Consider the following 15315-nt stretch of genomic DNA (forward strand, 5'->3'; position numbering starts at 1 on the left):
CAACATGGCGACTTTGACCAGTGCCAACTCGGTTCTGATGCTTGCGGTGGGCGGCGTTTTTCCGGTGCCGCAGAAAATCGAGGGCTACGCTTCCGACAGCGCCTTCACCTTCGAGGCTGCCAAGCCCGCGCAGGTAACCATGGGCGTGGACGGCCGCATGTCGGCCGGCTACGTGCCGGTTCCCCGCGTGCAGACCATCACGATCCAGCCCGACTCCCCGTCCATGCGCGTCTTCGAGATCTGGATGGCAGCCAGTGAAACGGCCCGCGAAGTGTTCTATGCAAACGGCACCCTCAACATCCCGTCGATCGACCGCAAGTACACGCTGACCCGCGGCGTGCTGACGCAGATTCCGCCGGCGCCGGATGCCAAGGCGATGCTCCAACCCATGGCGTTCCAGATCACCTGGCAGAACGTCTCTCCGGCGCTGGTGTGACATGGCCAGAAAGCAAATAACCCTGACCATCGGCGCCGAAGGGCGCGACAAGGGCAAGGTGTTCATCCTGACGGAGCTTTCTGCCTACGACGCCGAGGAATGGGCCGGTCGGGCGCTGTTTTCGTTGATGAACGCCGGGGTGGAAATCCCGGACAACATCGCAGAGGCCGGGCTGGCCGGCGTGGCCGCCATGGGCATGAAGGCCATCGCCAAGCTGCCTTTCGAGAGCGCCAAGCCGCTGCTGGAAAAGATGATGGATTGCGTCCAGATCCAGCCCAGCCCGAACGTGACGCGCGAGCTCATGTCAGGCGATGTCGAGGAGGTGGCGACGCTGTTCGCGTTGCGCAAGAAAGTCCTGGGCTTGCACCTGGATTTTTTTACGGCCGCCGTCCCATCGACTTCGGGCTCCAAGTCCACGACGGCGGCGCGCGCCTGATTCGCTACGCCAATATCCCCCGGATCATTGGCGTGGTGATTTCCCGGCACCCGGGCCTGCTGCACGACCTGCAGACGGTCTACGGTGCCGAAGACCTGTACAACCTGCTTGAGGTGATTGCGGTGGACGCACACAACAGGCGCGTCCTAGCTGAACCGAGGTAATTGCATGGCCACCATCATCGACGCCTTGCTCGTCACCGCGGGTTTCGATCCGAAGCGTTTTGCGGCGGATAGCTACTCCGGTGCGGCCGGTCTGAGCCAAACGGCCCAGAATCTGGACATGAGTACCGAGCGGCTGTCCGCGTGGCAGAAGGCGGCCGAGCGGGCAGGCGGAACTGCGGAAGCCATTTCCGCCCAATTGAGGGAATCCTCGGTCGAGGTAGCCAGATTCAACCGCGGATCCGCCGCGGACTCGCTACCCGGGTTCTTCCGCAACGGCGGCAATGTCGGCGACCTCAAGGACGGGAACACCTACCTTCTGGCCAGGTCGAGGATCATTGCTGATCTTTACCAGAAGGACAGGGCCCAGGCCGCGCTGGCCGCCCAGGACATGGGTATCAACGAGGGCCTGTTCAATCTGTTCAAGCGCGGGCCCGATGAGCTCGAGCGGTTGCTTCAGGTCCAGGAGAAGCGCGCAGCCATCTCCGGTAGCGATGCGCAAGCTGCCTCGCAGCTGCGCGACCGTTACCTGGATCTGCGCGATACCTTTGAATCGGTGAGCGTCAAGGTGCTGCTGGCGCTCATGCCGGCGTTCGAGCGGCTTATCTCGCTCGCACAGGGCTGGGGCGATTATCTGCTTGAGAACCGAGACGAAATCGTCGAGTGGGTCGACGGCGCGGCGCAGGCCATCGTGAAGTTCATTGATGCAGTCGATTCGGCGGCGCAGGCGGTGGGAGGATGGCAAAACGTCCTGCTAGCGCTGGGGGCGCTCAAGATTCTTTCCTGGGCAAATTCGCTGCTGAGCCTGGCATCTGCCTTGGGGGCCGTGGCTACGGCTCTCGGAACCCTTGGTGGCGCAGGCGCGGCGCGTGGACTGGGTGCGTTGAGAGGCTTGGGACCTGCGGCGTTGAAGTTGGCTGGGCGTGCGGCGGCTGGCGCTGCGCTGTTCCTGTTTAGCGAAGATCTGAATGGGGGCGAGCAAGAAGACCTGGCCGCGATGAGAAATCCCGCGCTGAAGCGCAAGGAAGTTCTCGACGCAGTCAGGTACTTCGAGGCCAAGGGCTACACCCGGGAGGCGGCCGTGGGGGTGGTGGCCAACCTGCAGGCCCAAAGCAACCTGGACCCCAGGGCCGTGGGCGCTGATGGCGTTTCCGCCGGCATCGGACTATGGAATCCGCGACGCCAGGCCGACTTCAAGCGCATATATGGCATGGACCTGCGCGAGTCCACGGTTGAACAGCAACTGGATTTCGTCGCCAATGAGTTGGAAAGCACCAAGCGCAGGGCGGGAGTACATCTGGCCGCTGCCACCACCCCGGCCCAGGCCAGCGTGGCCGTGTACCGCCACTTCGGATTGAACAAGTCCGAAGGGGCCAGCTCAAGCGAAGAGCGCAAGCTCGCCGCCGCTGCCGGGGCAATTTATGGGACGCTTTTCCTCGAAGATCAGGAACGAGGCGCCGCAACTGCGGCTACGACGGCCGCAGTCGCCCAAGCCAGCGCTGCCGCCATCCCGAGCAGCACGGCAACCACCAGCAATACGTCCGAAACCCATATCCACGGCCCCATTACGGTTATGACGCAAGCGACGGACGGCGAGGGAGTCGCCCGTGATTTGGGGCGTGTGGGGCGCTCCCAGAATCTCGTCCAACAAGGCAATACGGGGATGTTCTGATGCCGCTTATTCCTTTTCCCGATGTTCCGAGCAGTCCGGGCGTCCCCGCAGTCTTTCGCGCCGCGTTCCTTTCTTCGGTCTCCGAACCGGCAAGCTTCGAACTTGCGGCGCTGACCGACAGGATCTTCGGTCCTCCTCGCTGGGGGCTGTATGGCGTCGATGGGCAGCAGATGCTGGTCTTCGAGACATTCCTTGGAATTACCTTCAATCAGAGCGGTCAGATATCCAGCTATCCGGTTGAGCAGGGCGGATTCTCGTCCTTCAACAAGGTCGATGCGCCGTTCGAAGCGACCATCAAGCTGGCGCATGGCGGCGATCCAGTGTCGCGCAAAGTCATGTTGTCCGTGCTGGAGCGCATCGTCGGCAGCACGGAGCTGTATTCAGTGGCGACGCCAGAGATCGTCTATCCGTCGGCCAACCTGGTGAAGTACTCATACACCCGCGCCGACAAGAACGGCTCCAGCCTCCTGATCGTTGAACTGACTCTGCAGGAAGTCCGGCAGACGGCCGTCCAGCTATCGCCGGCCACGCAGGACCCCAGCGGCGCGAATGAAGTTAGCAATGGCCAGGTACAGGCGTTCGAGATTGACGCCTATCCCCGGCGCGATCAGAACAAGGTGGCCGATCTGGAGCCGATCCAATGAAGAGAATTCCCTTGAGGCCCGTTCCCGCGCAAACGCTCAGCGTCGTGCTGTCCGGGCAGAACTGCCAGATCGCCGTCTACCAGAAGTCGACCGGACTTTATCTGGATCTTGAACTCGACAATGCGCCCATTGTGACGACGGTGCTTTGCCATGATCGAGTACGGCTGGTGCGGTCTGCTTACCTGGGCTTCGTTGGGGATCTGGCCTTTGTGGACACCCAGGGCCACGCCGACCCGCAGTATCAGGATCTCGGATCGCGCTTCGTCCTGGCCTACCTGGAGCCGCTGGAACTATGAGCTTCATCAAGCGCCGGTTGGACGTGACCATCAGCCTGGGTAAAGGAAAGTTCGGCGACGAGCAGGGGCCGGACGTAACGCTCAGCGGCTACCGGATGTCGGTGACCATTCCTGCCTATACGACCTTCGAAAACAGTCCGATGACCCTGCTGATCCACGGACTGAATCAAGACCTGATGAACAAGCTGACGACGATAGGGCCCGTCATGACGGAACGCCGGGGAAAGAATCTTGTCCGGATCGACGCAGGGGGGGAATCCGGTGCTCCCTGCCTGGTCTACGAGGGGGACATCGTTGAGGCCTGGGCTGGCTACGGAATGGGTGCAGAGGGCAAGGCGGCCGCAGGGGGCGTATTCACGGTCAAGGCCGAGGTGGCCGGGGCCAGGCAGGTGAAGCCCGCATCCGCCAGGTCGTTTCCCGGTGCGAAAAAAGCGCAAGAAATCATGTGCGATATCGCTGAATCGATGGGATACAAGGGCGAAAAAAGCGGGGAGGACTATGTGTTGGCCGATCCCTATTTTTCCGGAACCGACATGGACCAATTGCGCAGCTGCGCGAAGGCCGCCCGGGTCAACTTCACGATAGACCGCGGCGTCCTGTCAGTCTGGCCGGAGCGCGGATACAGAAAGGGCGATCCGATTCTCGTGGCCCCGGAAACGGGGTTGAGCGGATATCCGGCTTTTACGAGCAAGGGGCTCCAACTGACGACGCTCTACAACCCGCATCTCGGATTGGGAAAAAGAGTGCAGGTCATCAGCACCGTCGAACCCGCGCATGGCGAGTGGATCATTGTGAGCTTGTCCCACAAGCTGGATGCGGAGGTCCCCGGCGGCGTCTGGCAGTCGGTGGCGGTGTGCAAAAGGAACCTCAATGCCTGAGCAATACGGATACGCAGGGCTGGCGCAAGCCGGCCAGGGTGACAGCGAGTTCGGCGCCTTGCAGTTCCTGATCAGCCAGGCCCTGAATCGAGTCAGTACCGCGACGCTGGTCAAGGTGGTGTCGGTGACGAATGCAGGCGGGCTATCGCCCGTGGGCTTCGTCGATGTGCAGCCGCTTGTCAACCAGCTCGATGGCGCCGGCAATGCCGTGCCGCATGGCGTCCTGCATCGTCTTCCCTACTTTCGCCTTCAGGGCGGAGCGGACGCCATCATCCTGGATCCGAAGGTCGGGGACATCGGGATGGCGGCTTTCGCGAATCGGGACATCTCGCTGGTGAAGACCTCGAAGGCGCAGAACAACCCCGGTTCCTGGCGTTCCCACGACATGGCGGACGGGCTGTATTTCGGCGGTCTGTTGAATGGAACCCCGGTGCAGTACGTGCAGTTCACGGCGGACGGCATACACATCGTGTCGCCCTCCAAGGTGACGGTGGCCGCGCCCAATATCGAACTGAACGCCAGCGCGCAGTGCGCATTGAATTCTCCACGGATCGTGCTGAACGGGACGGTGCAACAAGGCGGTGGATCCTTCGGCGGCACGTCTACCTGGCAGGGCGACATGCACACGCTGGGTACGCTGCGCAACAACGGCAAGGACGTGGGCAGCACCCACACGCATTCCGGCGTGCAGAGCGGGCCGGCAAACACAGGAGCGCCCAATTGAACACGATGCTGCTAGACCGGACGGCCTGGGACCTGGTGCTCGATGCCGCGGGGAATATCGCACTGGCGTCCAAGCCCTACGCCGTGGCGCAAGACGTCGCCAGCGCCATCAAGCTCTTCAAGGGGGAGCTGTTCTACAACACCGCCTCGGGCGTTCCGTACTGGGAAGAATTCCTGGGCCATCAGCCGCCGCTGGCGCTGGTGCGGGAACACGTCCGGCGAGCCGCGCTCACTGTCCCGGACGTGGCCGACGCGGGCTGCACGCTGACCTCCTATACCGACCGCGCCCTGGCGGGCTATGTCGCAATCACCCTGCAAGACGGAACGACGCAAACCGTCAGCTTCTGAGGAAACCATGCCGAACATCTCGAAAGTGCCGCGCGTGCAGTTCACGCCGGAAGGGCTGGTGCTGCCCAACGAATCCGCCATCCTTGCCGGCGTCCTGTCTGACATGGACTCGGCCTTCGGTGGCGGGCTGAATCCCGCGCTGGAAACGCCCCAGGGCCAGCTGGCCTCCAGCACCACCGCCATCATCGGCGACAAGAACAACGAGTTCGCGTCCTACGTGAATCAGGTCGACCCGGCTTATGCGCAAGGGCGGATGCAGGACGCCATCGGACGGATCTACTTCCTGGACCGCAAGCCCGGTACGCCCACCGCCGTCATCGCCACCTGCACGGGCCTGGCGGGCGTGACGATACCGGTGGGCGCGCGCGCGCAGGCGGTGGATGGCAATCTGTACCTGTGCACGCAGGCGGGAACGATACCGGCCAGCGGACGCGTCGACCTGCCATTCGCCTGCTCGGTCGACGGGCCGGTGGATTGCGCGCCTGGCGCACTGAACCAGATCTATCAGGCCATTCCCGGTTGGGACTCGGTGTCGAACGCGGATGCCGGGACGGTGGGCAGCCATGTGGAAAGCCGGGCCGAGTTCGAGGAGCGCCGGCGGCAGTCGGTGGCGCTGAACGCCCGTGGCTCGATCCCCGCAATCTACGCCAACGTGGCGAACGTGGAGGGCGTCATCGACGCCTACGTGACGGAGAACGATCTCTCCGTGCCGAAGACGGTAGGCGGCGTCGTCCTGCGTCCGCACTCCATCTGGGTCGCGGTGACGGGCGGCGAGGCGGCGGACATCGCGGACGCCATCTGGCGCAAGAAGAGCAATGGCTCCGACTACAACGGCAACACCTCGTACACCGTGGAGGACAAGGAGGGATATGCCTATCCCTACCCGTCGTATGTCGTGACATGGGAAACCCCTGCCGCGTTGCCCGTGCGTTTCGCGGTGCAGCTCGCGGACAACCCAGCCCTGCCATCGGACATCGTTGCCTTGACTAAGCAGGCGATCATGGACGCCTTCAACGGCGGAGATGGCGGGCAGCGCGCACGCATCGGATCGACCATTTATGCCAGCCGGTTCTACGCGCCCATTTCGGTGCTCAGCCCCGTGGCCTCCATCCTGTCCTTGCTGCTGGGCTCCGACACGCCATCGGCCGCCAGCCTGGCCGTTCCGATCAACCGCCGGCCGACGATCACGGCCAACGACATTGCGGTGACATTGATATGAGCGTCGTGCCTAAGCCGGGGCTGGCGGCCCGGACCCTTATCAGTCAATACGCCAACAGCCCCACGCTCGTCCAGTTGATCAACAACATGGACGACTACATCAATCCCGACGCCGATTTCGACGCGTTCCATGACTTCGTCTGGAACGTCGAGACCGCGCAGGGCTTCGGGCTGGACATCTGGGGCAGGATCGTGGACGTCGGCCGGATGCTGACGATACCGGGAGACGTCACCTATCTGGGGTTTGACGAGGCGCTGAATTGGCAGCCCTTCAATCAGGCGCCGTTTTACACAGGCGAGCAGGCCACGCAGACATATCGGCTTGCCGATGACGCGTATCGCACGCTGATCCTGGTCAAGGCGCTGGCCAATATCTCGGATTGCACTTCGCCCAGTTTGAACCGGCTGCTGTCGAACCTCTTTGCCGGGCGGGGGCGTTGCTACGTGTCGGACACCGGGAGGATGGAATTCCGCTACGTGTTCGAGTTCGCGCTGGCGCCGCACGAAATCGCCATCCTGACTCAGTCAGGCGCGATTCCCAAGCCGGCCGCGGTGCTGGCGAACATCCTGCAGGTCGATCTTTCTACTACGTTCGGATTCAACGAGGCGCTGATGCAGCCGTTCGGCTCGGGCGTACTTTTCACTTCTTCGGGGCTTATCAATGCAAGCTAGCAATGCACCTATCAAATCGGCCGTCCCGTTTGCGGAAAGCGGGACGAAGAACACTATTCCGGTTGAGTCGCAGATTGGCGTGACGCCGGGGGCGGCGTCTTTCACGGATGGCTTTCCGCCGCTGACGATGACACCGTTGGCTGCGGGTGGCGTCCCGCCATACGGTGCTGACTTCAATGGCATCCTGAACTTTCTTAGCGCTGCCGCACGATGGCAACAGGCAGGAGGGGCGTATCCCTATGACTCTGCATTCAGCACAGCCGTTGGCGGGTATCCGCAGGGCGCGATGTTGAGAAAGTCGGTCGGCGCAGGCTACTGGCTGAACCTGGTGGAGAACAACACCGCAAACCCGGATGCGGGTGGGGCGAATTGGATCGCGCTGCCTGCGGGGATAGCCTCCACCGCGGAAGCAGAGGTAGGCACGGATGACACAAGAGCGATGACGCCGTTCAAGGTGTTCCAGGCCATCGCAAGAAAGGTGGTGCAAGCCACCGAAAGCGTGATAGGCGTCGCCAAGGTTGCCACGCCGGCGCAGACGAATGCCGGTGCCGATGACGCGACCATTGTGACGCCGAGAAAATTACGGCTCGGCGTGGCGATGTCGCTGGGCATCAACGGATACCTGGCGCTGCCTTCCTGGCTTGGTGGTGTCATTATCCAGTGGGGACGCGGTAGCGTGAACATGGGTACTGCGACCGGCAGCTACTACTCCGGATCTGCTTCTGTCTCGTTTCCATTGGCATTTCCGACGGCCGCTTGGGTGGCAATACCGCAAATCCAAAACAGTCCGAATGTCATGGATAGCATCAGCGTCGCGTCTTTCACCAACTCCTCGCTGCAGGTAGTCGGGTGCACCAGCTATGAAACCGGACAGGCGCCGGAATTCTATTTCATCGCCATAGGAAACTAGCATGGCCGAGACCTTCCAACCAATCCAGACCGAATTCCTGGACTACGATCCCGCTCTCCCTAATGTCTTTGATGCCAACACCCGAGCGCTTTATGCATTCGTCCTTCGGTCCCGCTATCGGGAGTCGGGTTCCTGGCCCGTAGACGGCCTGCCGGTACCGGAAGAATCGGCCCATGCATATATGAATGACCCGGAAAGGGACGTGAAAACCATTACCAAGTCCGGCAGCTCATTCACTATCACGGATGCGTAGCTGCGTCGTTCAGGTTCAACCGGTATCAAATGCCAGTCCGCCGCAAGGCGCTTTTTTCCATGAGGGAGGCGAAATTGGACCTCCAAGATTTCGACGCCCTTGCGGCAAAACTCGCAGGCGTGCTGGGCGCGGTGGTATCCATGCGCTACCTGCAGGGGTCGTGGCCGGCGCGTCTAAGCATGGCGGGTAGCGGCTCATTGGTCGCCTATTACTCATCGCCGTATCTGGCACTGCTGCTCGGCATCCCAGAAGGGTTGGCCGGCTTTCTGACCGGCATGTTCGGCATGGCCATCGTCTCCCGCGGATGGGAGGTGGTACAGACGGTCCCCATCGGCGCGCTGTGGCAGGCTGTAATCGACCGGGTACGCGGAAAAGGGGTTTGAGGTGCATGGTTCCATTCGTCCGGAGACTACATCCGTGGGCATGTTTCAGCTGTCCCAACGTAGCTTGAGCCGTCTGGTTGGCGTACATCCTGACCTGGCCGCAATCGTCAAATTGGCGATTCAGCGCACGCCGATGGATTTCACCGTGGTGGAAGGCGTTCGAACCCTCGCGCGACAGCGCGAGAACGTAGCCAAGGGTGCCAGCCAGACGCTGGCCAGCTACCACTTGCCGCAGGCGGATGGTTTGAGCCATGCCGTCGACCTGGCGCCTTTGATCGCTGGAGCGATTCCCTGGAACAACTGGCAGGCCTTCGCCGATCTGGCTCAGGTGGTCAAGGCCTGCGCGGCCGAACTCGGCGTTCCGGTGGAGTGGGGCGGCGACTGGAAGACGCTCAAAGACGGCCCGCATTTCCAGATTCCACGCAACTGGAAGGGTCGCGCATGAACGCATCGCTGCGCGCGTTGGCGCCGTATCTGATCGGCACCGTCCTGGTGGCCGCCGCCTTCCTGTGTGTGCGCTGGTATGGCGCCGTTCAGTACCGCGCCGGAGTCGATCAGGCAAACGCCGACTATACGCTGGCCGAGCTCACCGAGTTCCAGCGCCAGACCGCGCGCCTGGGCGGAATCTCCGAATCCCTGGAAGTCGCGCTTGCCGCGTTGCGCGACGCCAGGCCCAAGATCATCGAAAGGTACACCCGTGTCGAAGTCCAGAGTCCCTTACCTGCTGGCTGCCACATTGACGCTGAGCGGCTGCGCCACATCAACGAGGCCGGCCGCCTGGCCAATTCTGCCGGCCAACCTGGCGCAGCCGTGCCCGCCAGTGCCCGAGGTGACGAGCGATAGCTGGGACGATCTGGCGCGCAGCTATATCGCGCTGGTTGCGTTGTACGGAGAGTGTGCGGCACGGCAACGTGCGGCGGTGCAGAGCTGGGAGAAATCCCGGTTCGGCCCGTCGCGAGGCTGCGATCCGCTAGGTCATGCTGCAACAGATAGCCCGCACTCCGCGGGCTTTTTTTCGTCCATCCAATAGAAAGCCATGTAGACCGGATACGCGAACAGAGAATGCCCCCTGGCCCAGCAGCGGCAAATTTCCCGGAGATATCACATGACGATCAGAACTCTTTCCCTACAGCAACTGAAGCGCTCGGCCGAGAATTCGGCAGCAATGAAGCATCATGTCGATGATGGTGCAACCGTTCTTGCGGAACCTCGCACTTCCAGTGCTCCGGGCAACATGACTGGGTATTCTGTTCAAGTCCAGGACCATGGCCCGATCGCGGATGGCACGCTCCATACGCTCGCGGAGCGTTACGCCACGTTGTCGGCCGCCCAAGTCGATTATCCTTTCGTAACCTCACTGGCCGAATCTATCTGCGACAGCGCGGAGCAACCCGCAATGGTCAAGGCCGACATTACGACCACCACCGGAACGCTGGGACAGATTTGGGGCGAACAGAGCACCGCGTCGGGGCAGTGGCGAGCCACGTACTACGGTACGCCGGCCGCTGGGAATACTTTCGTCATCACCACGCGGGCTTGAGCATGGCCTGAGTGCCACGTTGTGGCGGGCAGTTGCCCGCCTCCCAAACAAAAGCCCGCAGGCGCAAGCCGCGGGCTTTTCTTCGCTACCCTTCAAAAGGACTCTTTTTCTTCCGCCGATTCACTGGTCTGAGGATTTCGCCTGACTTCAGCCGGTACACATCTTTCCCTTCCCAGATCACGGCGCCGCCGGTGGAGAGGCGGCATTGCAGCACTATGTGTGGATCGGGACTTTCGTCCGTCGCGGGTTCTTGAATGATATGTCGCTCGATCCGGTACTGGTCTCCTGCTGCCGAGACCGCAATCACATCCTCCAGTCGTCTGCATGAGATTGACATGATGAGCCTCCTTCACTGGCGCCACGTTGAAACCTGTGGCGCTGAGGTCATCGTCTCGACTGGCAAAATTCCTGTCAATGCTGCTGCGGCCCATCATCCAAGCGCATGCGCGGCGCGTCCCAGGGAAGCGTCGTGCAAAAGCATGAGGCGATGCATGCGTATGGTCTAGGCTATTTTCGAGGCCGCGTGCGCGTTGAAATGCTGCGGCGGTTTGAGGTATTGATCGATGGCCGCAGCAAGACCTGGATCAAAGGCTATTCAAGCTTCACGTTGGCGGACTGGATGACGCCGCGCCACTTCTTGTAATCCGCGGCGATGGTCTGGGAGAACTGCGCGGGGGTGGTCGGCATGGCGGTTGCGCCTTGCGCGGCCAGCGCATCCTGGACGTCTTTCATTGCGAGGATCTTGTTGAGCTCCGTGTTCAGCGTCTGGATGATGGGCTTGGGCGTGTTGGCGGGTGCAAGCAGTCCGTACCATACGCGCACGTCGAAGTCCGGATAGCCGGATTCTGCGACGGTGGGCACATCCGGCATGGCGGGGCTGCGCTTGAGGGAGGTCACGGCCAACGGGACGGCGCTGCCGGCCTTGATCTGCGGCGCGGCCGAGGGGATGGACGTGAAAATGACGGGGACCTGCCCGCCCAGCAGGTCGGCCATGGCCGGACCCGATCCCTTGTAAGGCACATGCACGAGCTTGATGCCCGCCTGGAGCTGCAGCAGTTCAGCGGCCAGGTGCGTGATGGTGCCTGCGCCGGGCGAGCCGTAATTGATGGTCCCGGGCGCCTTCTTGGCGGCGGCGATCAGGTCCTTGAGGGATTTGTACGGCCCGTTCTTGCTTGCGACGACCACCAGGGGGGCTTCGCCGACGATGCCTATGGGTTCGAAGTCCTTGACCGGGTCATAGGCCAGCTTGGTGTAGAGCGAAGGCGCCACGGCCAGGTTGTCGACCTGGCCCATGACGATTTCGTAGCCGTCGGGCTTGGCGCGCGCGGCGGTGGTGATGCCTATGGTGCCGCCCGCGCCGGGCCGGTTCTCGGCGACGACGTTCCATTTGACCGAGTCGGACAGCTTGGCGGCGACGGTGCGCGACAGGAAGTCGGTGCCGCCGCCAGGCGTGAACGGCACAATGACGCGGATGGGCTGGTTCGGGTACTGCTGCGCGGCGGCGGGGGCGCAGGCGGCGAGCGCGCAGGCCGAGAACATTAGGGCACGTAGCATGGTTGTAGTCTCCATTCCTTGGTGGGCGCGTCCGGTCGTGATCGCCAGACGTCGGTTGCTGCGGATGCTGCTGACGCGTACTGCGGATTCGGTTGCGGCGGGCGGTTTCAAGCTCCCTGTTTGGCTAGACGGTTCCTTGTTCGCGTAGTTCCCTGATTCGGTCGCGCGACAGGCCCAATTCCTCCAGCACCGCATCGGTGTCCGCGCCCAATGCGGGCGCGGCGCTGCGGACCTGGCAGGGCGCTTCGGCGAACTTGATCGGAAAGCCCAGCATGCGCACCTGCTGGCCATCGGGATGGGCGACGTCCATGGCCATCTGCTGGTCCGCTACCTGCGGGTCGTCGAATACTTCCTGCAGGTTCAGCACCTGCCCGCAGGGCACGCCGTACTGGTTAAGGCGTTCGATCCAGTAGTGGCTGTCCTTCTGGCGAGTGCGGGCCTCGATGGCAGCCTTGATGGATGCGCGGTTCAGCATGCGGTCGGCGTTGGCCTGGAATTCCGGATGCACGCGCAGTTCGGGCAGTTCCAGCGCGTCCAGCAGCTTCTCGTACATGGCATCGTTGGACGGAGCGATCGCGACCTGGCCGTCGGCCGTCTCGAACAGCCCGTAGGGCGCGACGATGCCGTGGTCGTTGCCGGTGCGCGGAGGCAGCTCGCCGCTGGCGAAGTAGTTCGATGCCTGGAAGCTGAGCAACCCTATCATGCTGGAGAGCAGGCTGACGCTGATGGAGTCGCCGCGGCCGGTGCGCTCGCGGCGCAAGAGCGCGGCCACCACGCCCAGCGCGCCGTTCAGGCCGGCGGCCAGGTCGCTGATGGGCGGCCCCGCGCGCATGGGCGGATCGTCTTCGCCGCCGTTCAGGCTCATGAAGCCGCTCATGGCCTGGGCGATGAAGTCGAAGGCGGGCCGGTCGCGATAGGGACCGGACGCGCCGAAGCCGTTGATGCTGCAATGGATGATGTCCGGCCGCAACGCCTTCAGCGCTTCATCGCCGAAGCCCATCTTGTCCATGATGCCGGGCCGGTAGTTCTCGATCACGACGTCGCAGTGGGGTATCAGCTGGCGCAGGATGTCCTTGCCTTCGGCGCTGTACAGGTCCAGTGTCACTGACCGCTTGTTGCGGTTGTAGTTGGCGAAGTACCAGCTCAGGCCGTCCTTGAGCACGCCCTGGCGGCGAATGGGATCGCCTTCGCCGGGCGCTTCGATCTTGATCACTTCGGCGCCCATGTCGGCCAGTATGGATGTGCAGTAAGGCCCGGAGATGATGCGGGTCAGGTCCAGGACGCGGATTCCGGTAAGTGGCATGGTTTGCATCTGCTTGGATTTTGGTCAGCCGCCCAGTCGCGGCAGCCACAAGGTCAGGGGAGGAAAGGCGCAGATCAGCGCGAGCACGATCAGCGACCAGATGAAGAAGGGCACGATTTCGCGCACGATGGGGCCTATCGGCGTGCGGCCCACGGCGGACGTGACGAACAGCAGGATGCCGACCGGCGGCGTCAGCATGCCCGTCATCAGGTTCAGGATCAGGATCATGGCGTACTGGATGGGGTCCATGCCGAGCTGGGCGCCGATAGGCAGCAGCGCCGGCAGCGTGATGATCATGGCCGGCAGCGGCTCCAGGATCTTGCCCACCAGGATCAGGAACACGTTCACCGTCAGCAGCACCACCCAGGGCTGGTCGGAGATGCCCAGGATGCCCTTGGCGATGGTGGCCGCGACGCGCGATTCGCTGATCAGCCAGCTGAAGGGACCGGCGGCGGCCAGCAGGAACAGCACCACGGCCATGGTGCGCCCGGCCGAGTAGAACGCCGATCCCAGCTCGCCCGGCTTCAGTTCCCGGTACACGGCCAGACCCACGAGCAGGGCGTACACGGCCACGAACGCCGCGGCCTCTGTATCCGTCAGCAGGCCGAAGCGTATGCCGGCGATGATCAGGACGGGCATCATCAAGGCCCAGATGGACGCGCGCGTCACCCTGGCGCGCTCAGGCCAACTGGCCCGCGGACGCGATTGGTAGCCGTGGCGCCGCGCCTGCCAGGCGCATATGGCCATGTAGCCCGCCAGCAGCATGAAGCCGGGAATGATGCCCGCCAGGAACAGGCGGATGATGGACAGGTTGGCCAGCACCGCATAGACGATCATCGGGATCGACGGGGGCAGGATGGGACCCAGCATCGCCCCGCAGGCGATGACCGCCTCGGGGTAGCCGCGCCGGTAGCCCTCGCGCTTCATCGAAGGGATCATGGCGGTGCCGATGGCGCTGGCGTCGGCCACGGCGGAGCCGCTGATGCCTGCCATGACCAGGTTGGTGGTCAGCGAGACTTGCGACAGGCTGCCGCGCATATGCCCGACCATGGCCATGGACCAGTTGATGAGCCGCAGCGTGACGCCGCCGCGGTTCATCAGTTCGCCGGCCAGGATGAAGAGGGGGATCGCGACCAGGGCGGTCTCGTCTATGCCGCCCAGCATCGACAGCGGCGCCTGGGCGATATCGACCCCGCCGCCGCCCTTGAACAGCATACCTATCAGGGCGGCGGTGATCATTGCGAAGCCTATGTCCAGACCGGCCAGGATGAGCACGACGAAAAGCACGACGGAGAAGAGGATCATGGATGCGTTCCCGGGGTGTCGGACTCGCCGCGCGCGAAGGCGTCCTGCGGCGCGGGGGCGTCGGGGATGAGCAGACGCAGGGCCAGGAACAGCATGAAGAACACCATGCCCACGGTCAGCGAGGCGTAGCTGACGGCGTAGGTGAAAGGCGTTCCGACGATGTCCTGGAAGTTGCCCACGGCGACCACGTCCAGGCCCTTGTAGAACAGGGTGGCGGCCAGCGCCAGCAGGCAGGTGTCGAACAGGCGGTCGCGCGCGCGCCGCACGCGTTCCGGCAGATGGCGGTCGATGATGTCTATGACCACGTTGCGGCGCTCGCGCAACGCCATGGCCGCGCCGACAAACGCGCACCACAGCATGCCGATGCGCGCGACCTGGTCCCAGGCGTCGAACTGCGTCTTCAGCAGATAGCGGTCCAGAACCTGGGCGAAGCAGAACACCAGCACCATGGCCAGGGTCAGGGCGACCGCCAGCCGGCCGATCCAGCACACGGCGCAGTCGGCGCTCAGCGCCAGGCCGCGCCAGCCGGAGGCCGCGTGGGACGAGGCGCGCACGGTCGGCGCGGGCATGGGCGCGGCCATGG

At 63.2% G+C, this 15315-nt stretch carries 22 protein-coding genes; 17 read left to right on the forward strand and 5 right to left on the reverse strand.

Translation table 11 applies throughout. The features are described from left to right. Positions 1-4 precede the first annotated feature (4 nt). The 17 genes from HV766_RS21995 to HV766_RS22070 all read left to right on the forward strand — a co-directional run bounded on the left by HV766_RS21995 (position 5) and on the right by HV766_RS22070 (position 10570). Positions 5-436, forward strand: a complete 432-nt coding sequence (locus HV766_RS21995) for a phage tail fiber protein (protein ID WP_054453328.1) — start codon at positions 5-7, stop codon at positions 434-436. A 1-nt stretch (position 437) separates the two neighbouring features. Further along, positions 438-872: a hypothetical protein gene (locus HV766_RS22000; RefSeq protein WP_054453326.1), complete on the forward strand. Its 435-nt coding sequence runs from the start codon at positions 438-440 to the stop codon at positions 870-872. 168 nt (positions 873-1040) lie between these two features. Continuing rightward, positions 1041-2705 (forward strand): phage tail tip lysozyme, encoded by a 1665-nt coding sequence (locus HV766_RS22005; RefSeq protein ID WP_175181847.1) that lies wholly within the window; start codon positions 1041-1043, stop codon positions 2703-2705. Continuing rightward, positions 2705-3349, forward strand: coding sequence for a phage baseplate protein (locus HV766_RS22010; protein WP_175181848.1), 645 nt, complete (start codon positions 2705-2707; stop codon positions 3347-3349). Before HV766_RS22005 ends, HV766_RS22010 begins: the two co-directional genes overlap by 1 nt. Beyond that, positions 3346-3645: a phage baseplate plug family protein gene (locus HV766_RS22015; RefSeq protein ID WP_054453319.1), complete on the forward strand. Its 300-nt coding sequence runs from the start codon at positions 3346-3348 to the stop codon at positions 3643-3645. The genes HV766_RS22010 and HV766_RS22015 overlap by 4 nt, the downstream gene beginning before the upstream one ends. After that, entirely contained in the window at positions 3642-4523 is an 882-nt protein-coding gene (locus HV766_RS22020) for a baseplate hub protein (RefSeq protein WP_175181849.1), read from the forward strand. Before HV766_RS22015 ends, HV766_RS22020 begins: the two co-directional genes overlap by 4 nt. After that, positions 4516-5247 (forward strand): oxidoreductase, encoded by a 732-nt coding sequence (locus tag HV766_RS22025; protein ID WP_175181850.1) that lies wholly within the window; start codon positions 4516-4518, stop codon positions 5245-5247. The genes HV766_RS22020 and HV766_RS22025 overlap by 8 nt, the downstream gene beginning before the upstream one ends. A gap of 5 nt (positions 5248-5252) precedes the next feature. After that, on the forward strand, positions 5253-5594 hold the full coding sequence (locus tag HV766_RS22030) for a contractile injection system sheath initiator (RefSeq protein WP_244958706.1): 342 nt from the start codon (positions 5253-5255) through the stop codon (positions 5592-5594). A gap of 7 nt (positions 5595-5601) precedes the next feature. After that, on the forward strand, positions 5602-6813 hold the full coding sequence (locus HV766_RS22035) for a baseplate J/gp47 family protein (RefSeq protein ID WP_175161707.1): 1212 nt from the start codon (positions 5602-5604) through the stop codon (positions 6811-6813). Next, complete coding sequence (locus HV766_RS22040) at positions 6810-7484, forward strand: DUF2612 domain-containing protein (RefSeq protein ID WP_175161709.1); 675 nt, start codon at positions 6810-6812, stop codon at positions 7482-7484. The genes HV766_RS22035 and HV766_RS22040 overlap by 4 nt, the downstream gene beginning before the upstream one ends. Continuing rightward, positions 7474-8394, forward strand: a complete 921-nt coding sequence (locus HV766_RS22045; RefSeq protein ID WP_175161711.1) for a gp53-like domain-containing protein — start codon at positions 7474-7476, stop codon at positions 8392-8394. Before HV766_RS22040 ends, HV766_RS22045 begins: the two co-directional genes overlap by 11 nt. A 1-nt stretch (position 8395) precedes the next feature. Next, positions 8396-8647 carry a hypothetical protein gene (locus HV766_RS22050; RefSeq protein WP_175181852.1) on the forward strand — a complete coding sequence of 84 codons (252 nt, stop codon included), beginning with the start codon at positions 8396-8398 and terminating at the stop codon, positions 8645-8647. A 74-nt stretch (positions 8648-8721) separates the two neighbouring features. After that, a complete protein-coding gene (locus HV766_RS22055; RefSeq protein WP_175161715.1) occupies positions 8722-9030 on the forward strand; it encodes a hypothetical protein in 309 nt (102 codons plus the stop codon). A 34-nt stretch (positions 9031-9064) separates the two neighbouring features. After that, positions 9065-9475 (forward strand): M15 family metallopeptidase, encoded by a 411-nt coding sequence (locus HV766_RS22060; protein WP_175181853.1) that lies wholly within the window; start codon positions 9065-9067, stop codon positions 9473-9475. Next, positions 9472-9873: a hypothetical protein gene (locus HV766_RS22065; RefSeq protein ID WP_175181854.1), complete on the forward strand. Its 402-nt coding sequence runs from the start codon at positions 9472-9474 to the stop codon at positions 9871-9873. The genes HV766_RS22060 and HV766_RS22065 overlap by 4 nt, the downstream gene beginning before the upstream one ends. Continuing rightward, on the forward strand, positions 9767-10060 hold the full coding sequence (gene lysC, locus HV766_RS30380) for an Rz1-like lysis system protein LysC (protein WP_437340962.1): 294 nt from the start codon (positions 9767-9769) through the stop codon (positions 10058-10060). The genes HV766_RS22065 and lysC overlap by 107 nt, the downstream gene beginning before the upstream one ends. 75 nt (positions 10061-10135) lie before the next feature. Beyond that, on the forward strand, positions 10136-10570 hold the full coding sequence (locus HV766_RS22070) for a hypothetical protein (RefSeq protein ID WP_175181855.1): 435 nt from the start codon (positions 10136-10138) through the stop codon (positions 10568-10570). Positions 10571-10655: 85 nt separating this feature from the next. On the opposite strand, the gene HV766_RS22075 is transcribed toward HV766_RS22070, so the two are convergent. The 5 genes from HV766_RS22075 to HV766_RS22095 all read right to left on the reverse strand — a co-directional run bounded on the left by HV766_RS22075 (position 10656) and on the right by HV766_RS22095 (position 15313). Then, positions 10656-10907, reverse strand: a complete 252-nt coding sequence (locus HV766_RS22075) for a hypothetical protein (protein ID WP_125472828.1) — start codon at positions 10905-10907, stop codon at positions 10656-10658. Between the two features lie 254 nt (positions 10908-11161). Further along, positions 11162-12124: a Bug family tripartite tricarboxylate transporter substrate binding protein gene (locus tag HV766_RS22080; RefSeq protein ID WP_054453299.1), complete on the reverse strand. Its 963-nt coding sequence runs from the start codon at positions 12122-12124 to the stop codon at positions 11162-11164. A gap of 124 nt (positions 12125-12248) precedes the next feature. Further along, positions 12249-13427, reverse strand: coding sequence for a CaiB/BaiF CoA transferase family protein (locus HV766_RS22085; protein WP_225589088.1), 1179 nt, complete (start codon positions 13425-13427; stop codon positions 12249-12251). 24 nt (positions 13428-13451) lie between these two features. After that, complete coding sequence (locus HV766_RS22090) at positions 13452-14732, reverse strand: TRAP transporter large permease (RefSeq protein ID WP_054453293.1); 1281 nt, start codon at positions 14730-14732, stop codon at positions 13452-13454. Continuing rightward, positions 14729-15313 (reverse strand): TRAP transporter small permease, encoded by a 585-nt coding sequence (locus tag HV766_RS22095; protein ID WP_175181856.1) that lies wholly within the window; start codon positions 15311-15313, stop codon positions 14729-14731. The genes HV766_RS22090 and HV766_RS22095 overlap by 4 nt, the downstream gene beginning before the upstream one ends. Positions 15314-15315 lie beyond the last annotated feature (2 nt).

This window comes from Achromobacter aegrifaciens (genome assembly GCF_902859735.1).
In the GTDB taxonomy this organism is placed as follows: Bacteria; Pseudomonadota; Gammaproteobacteria; order Burkholderiales; family Burkholderiaceae_B; genus Achromobacter; species Achromobacter aegrifaciens.

Coding starts and splice junctions, on each gene's coding strand:
- HV766_RS21995 (WP_054453328.1), top strand. CDS start 5: ATGGCGACTTTGACCAGTGCCAACTCGGTTCTGATGCTTGCGGTGGGC.
- HV766_RS22000 (WP_054453326.1), top strand. CDS start 438: ATGGCCAGAAAGCAAATAACCCTGACCATCGGCGCCGAAGGGCGCGAC.
- HV766_RS22005 (WP_175181847.1), top strand. CDS start 1,041: ATGGCCACCATCATCGACGCCTTGCTCGTCACCGCGGGTTTCGATCCG.
- HV766_RS22010 (WP_175181848.1), top strand. CDS start 2,705: ATGCCGCTTATTCCTTTTCCCGATGTTCCGAGCAGTCCGGGCGTCCCC.
- HV766_RS22015 (WP_054453319.1), top strand. CDS start 3,346: ATGAAGAGAATTCCCTTGAGGCCCGTTCCCGCGCAAACGCTCAGCGTC.
- HV766_RS22020 (WP_175181849.1), top strand. CDS start 3,642: ATGAGCTTCATCAAGCGCCGGTTGGACGTGACCATCAGCCTGGGTAAA.
- HV766_RS22025 (WP_175181850.1), top strand. CDS start 4,516: ATGCCTGAGCAATACGGATACGCAGGGCTGGCGCAAGCCGGCCAGGGT.
- HV766_RS22030 (WP_244958706.1), top strand. CDS start 5,253: ATGCTGCTAGACCGGACGGCCTGGGACCTGGTGCTCGATGCCGCGGGG.
- HV766_RS22035 (WP_175161707.1), top strand. CDS start 5,602: ATGCCGAACATCTCGAAAGTGCCGCGCGTGCAGTTCACGCCGGAAGGG.
- HV766_RS22040 (WP_175161709.1), top strand. CDS start 6,810: ATGAGCGTCGTGCCTAAGCCGGGGCTGGCGGCCCGGACCCTTATCAGT.
- HV766_RS22045 (WP_175161711.1), top strand. CDS start 7,474: ATGCAAGCTAGCAATGCACCTATCAAATCGGCCGTCCCGTTTGCGGAA.
- HV766_RS22050 (WP_175181852.1), top strand. CDS start 8,396: ATGGCCGAGACCTTCCAACCAATCCAGACCGAATTCCTGGACTACGAT.
- HV766_RS22065 (WP_175181854.1), top strand. CDS start 9,472: ATGAACGCATCGCTGCGCGCGTTGGCGCCGTATCTGATCGGCACCGTC.
- HV766_RS22070 (WP_175181855.1), top strand. CDS start 10,136: ATGACGATCAGAACTCTTTCCCTACAGCAACTGAAGCGCTCGGCCGAG.
- HV766_RS22075 (WP_125472828.1), bottom strand. CDS start 10,907: ATGTCAATCTCATGCAGACGACTGGAGGATGTGATTGCGGTCTCGGCA.
- HV766_RS22080 (WP_054453299.1), bottom strand. CDS start 12,124: ATGCTACGTGCCCTAATGTTCTCGGCCTGCGCGCTCGCCGCCTGCGCC.
- HV766_RS22085 (WP_225589088.1), bottom strand. CDS start 13,427: ATGCCACTTACCGGAATCCGCGTCCTGGACCTGACCCGCATCATCTCC.
- HV766_RS22090 (WP_054453293.1), bottom strand. CDS start 14,732: ATGATCCTCTTCTCCGTCGTGCTTTTCGTCGTGCTCATCCTGGCCGGT.
- HV766_RS22095 (WP_175181856.1), bottom strand. CDS start 15,313: ATGGCCGCGCCCATGCCCGCGCCGACCGTGCGCGCCTCGTCCCACGCG.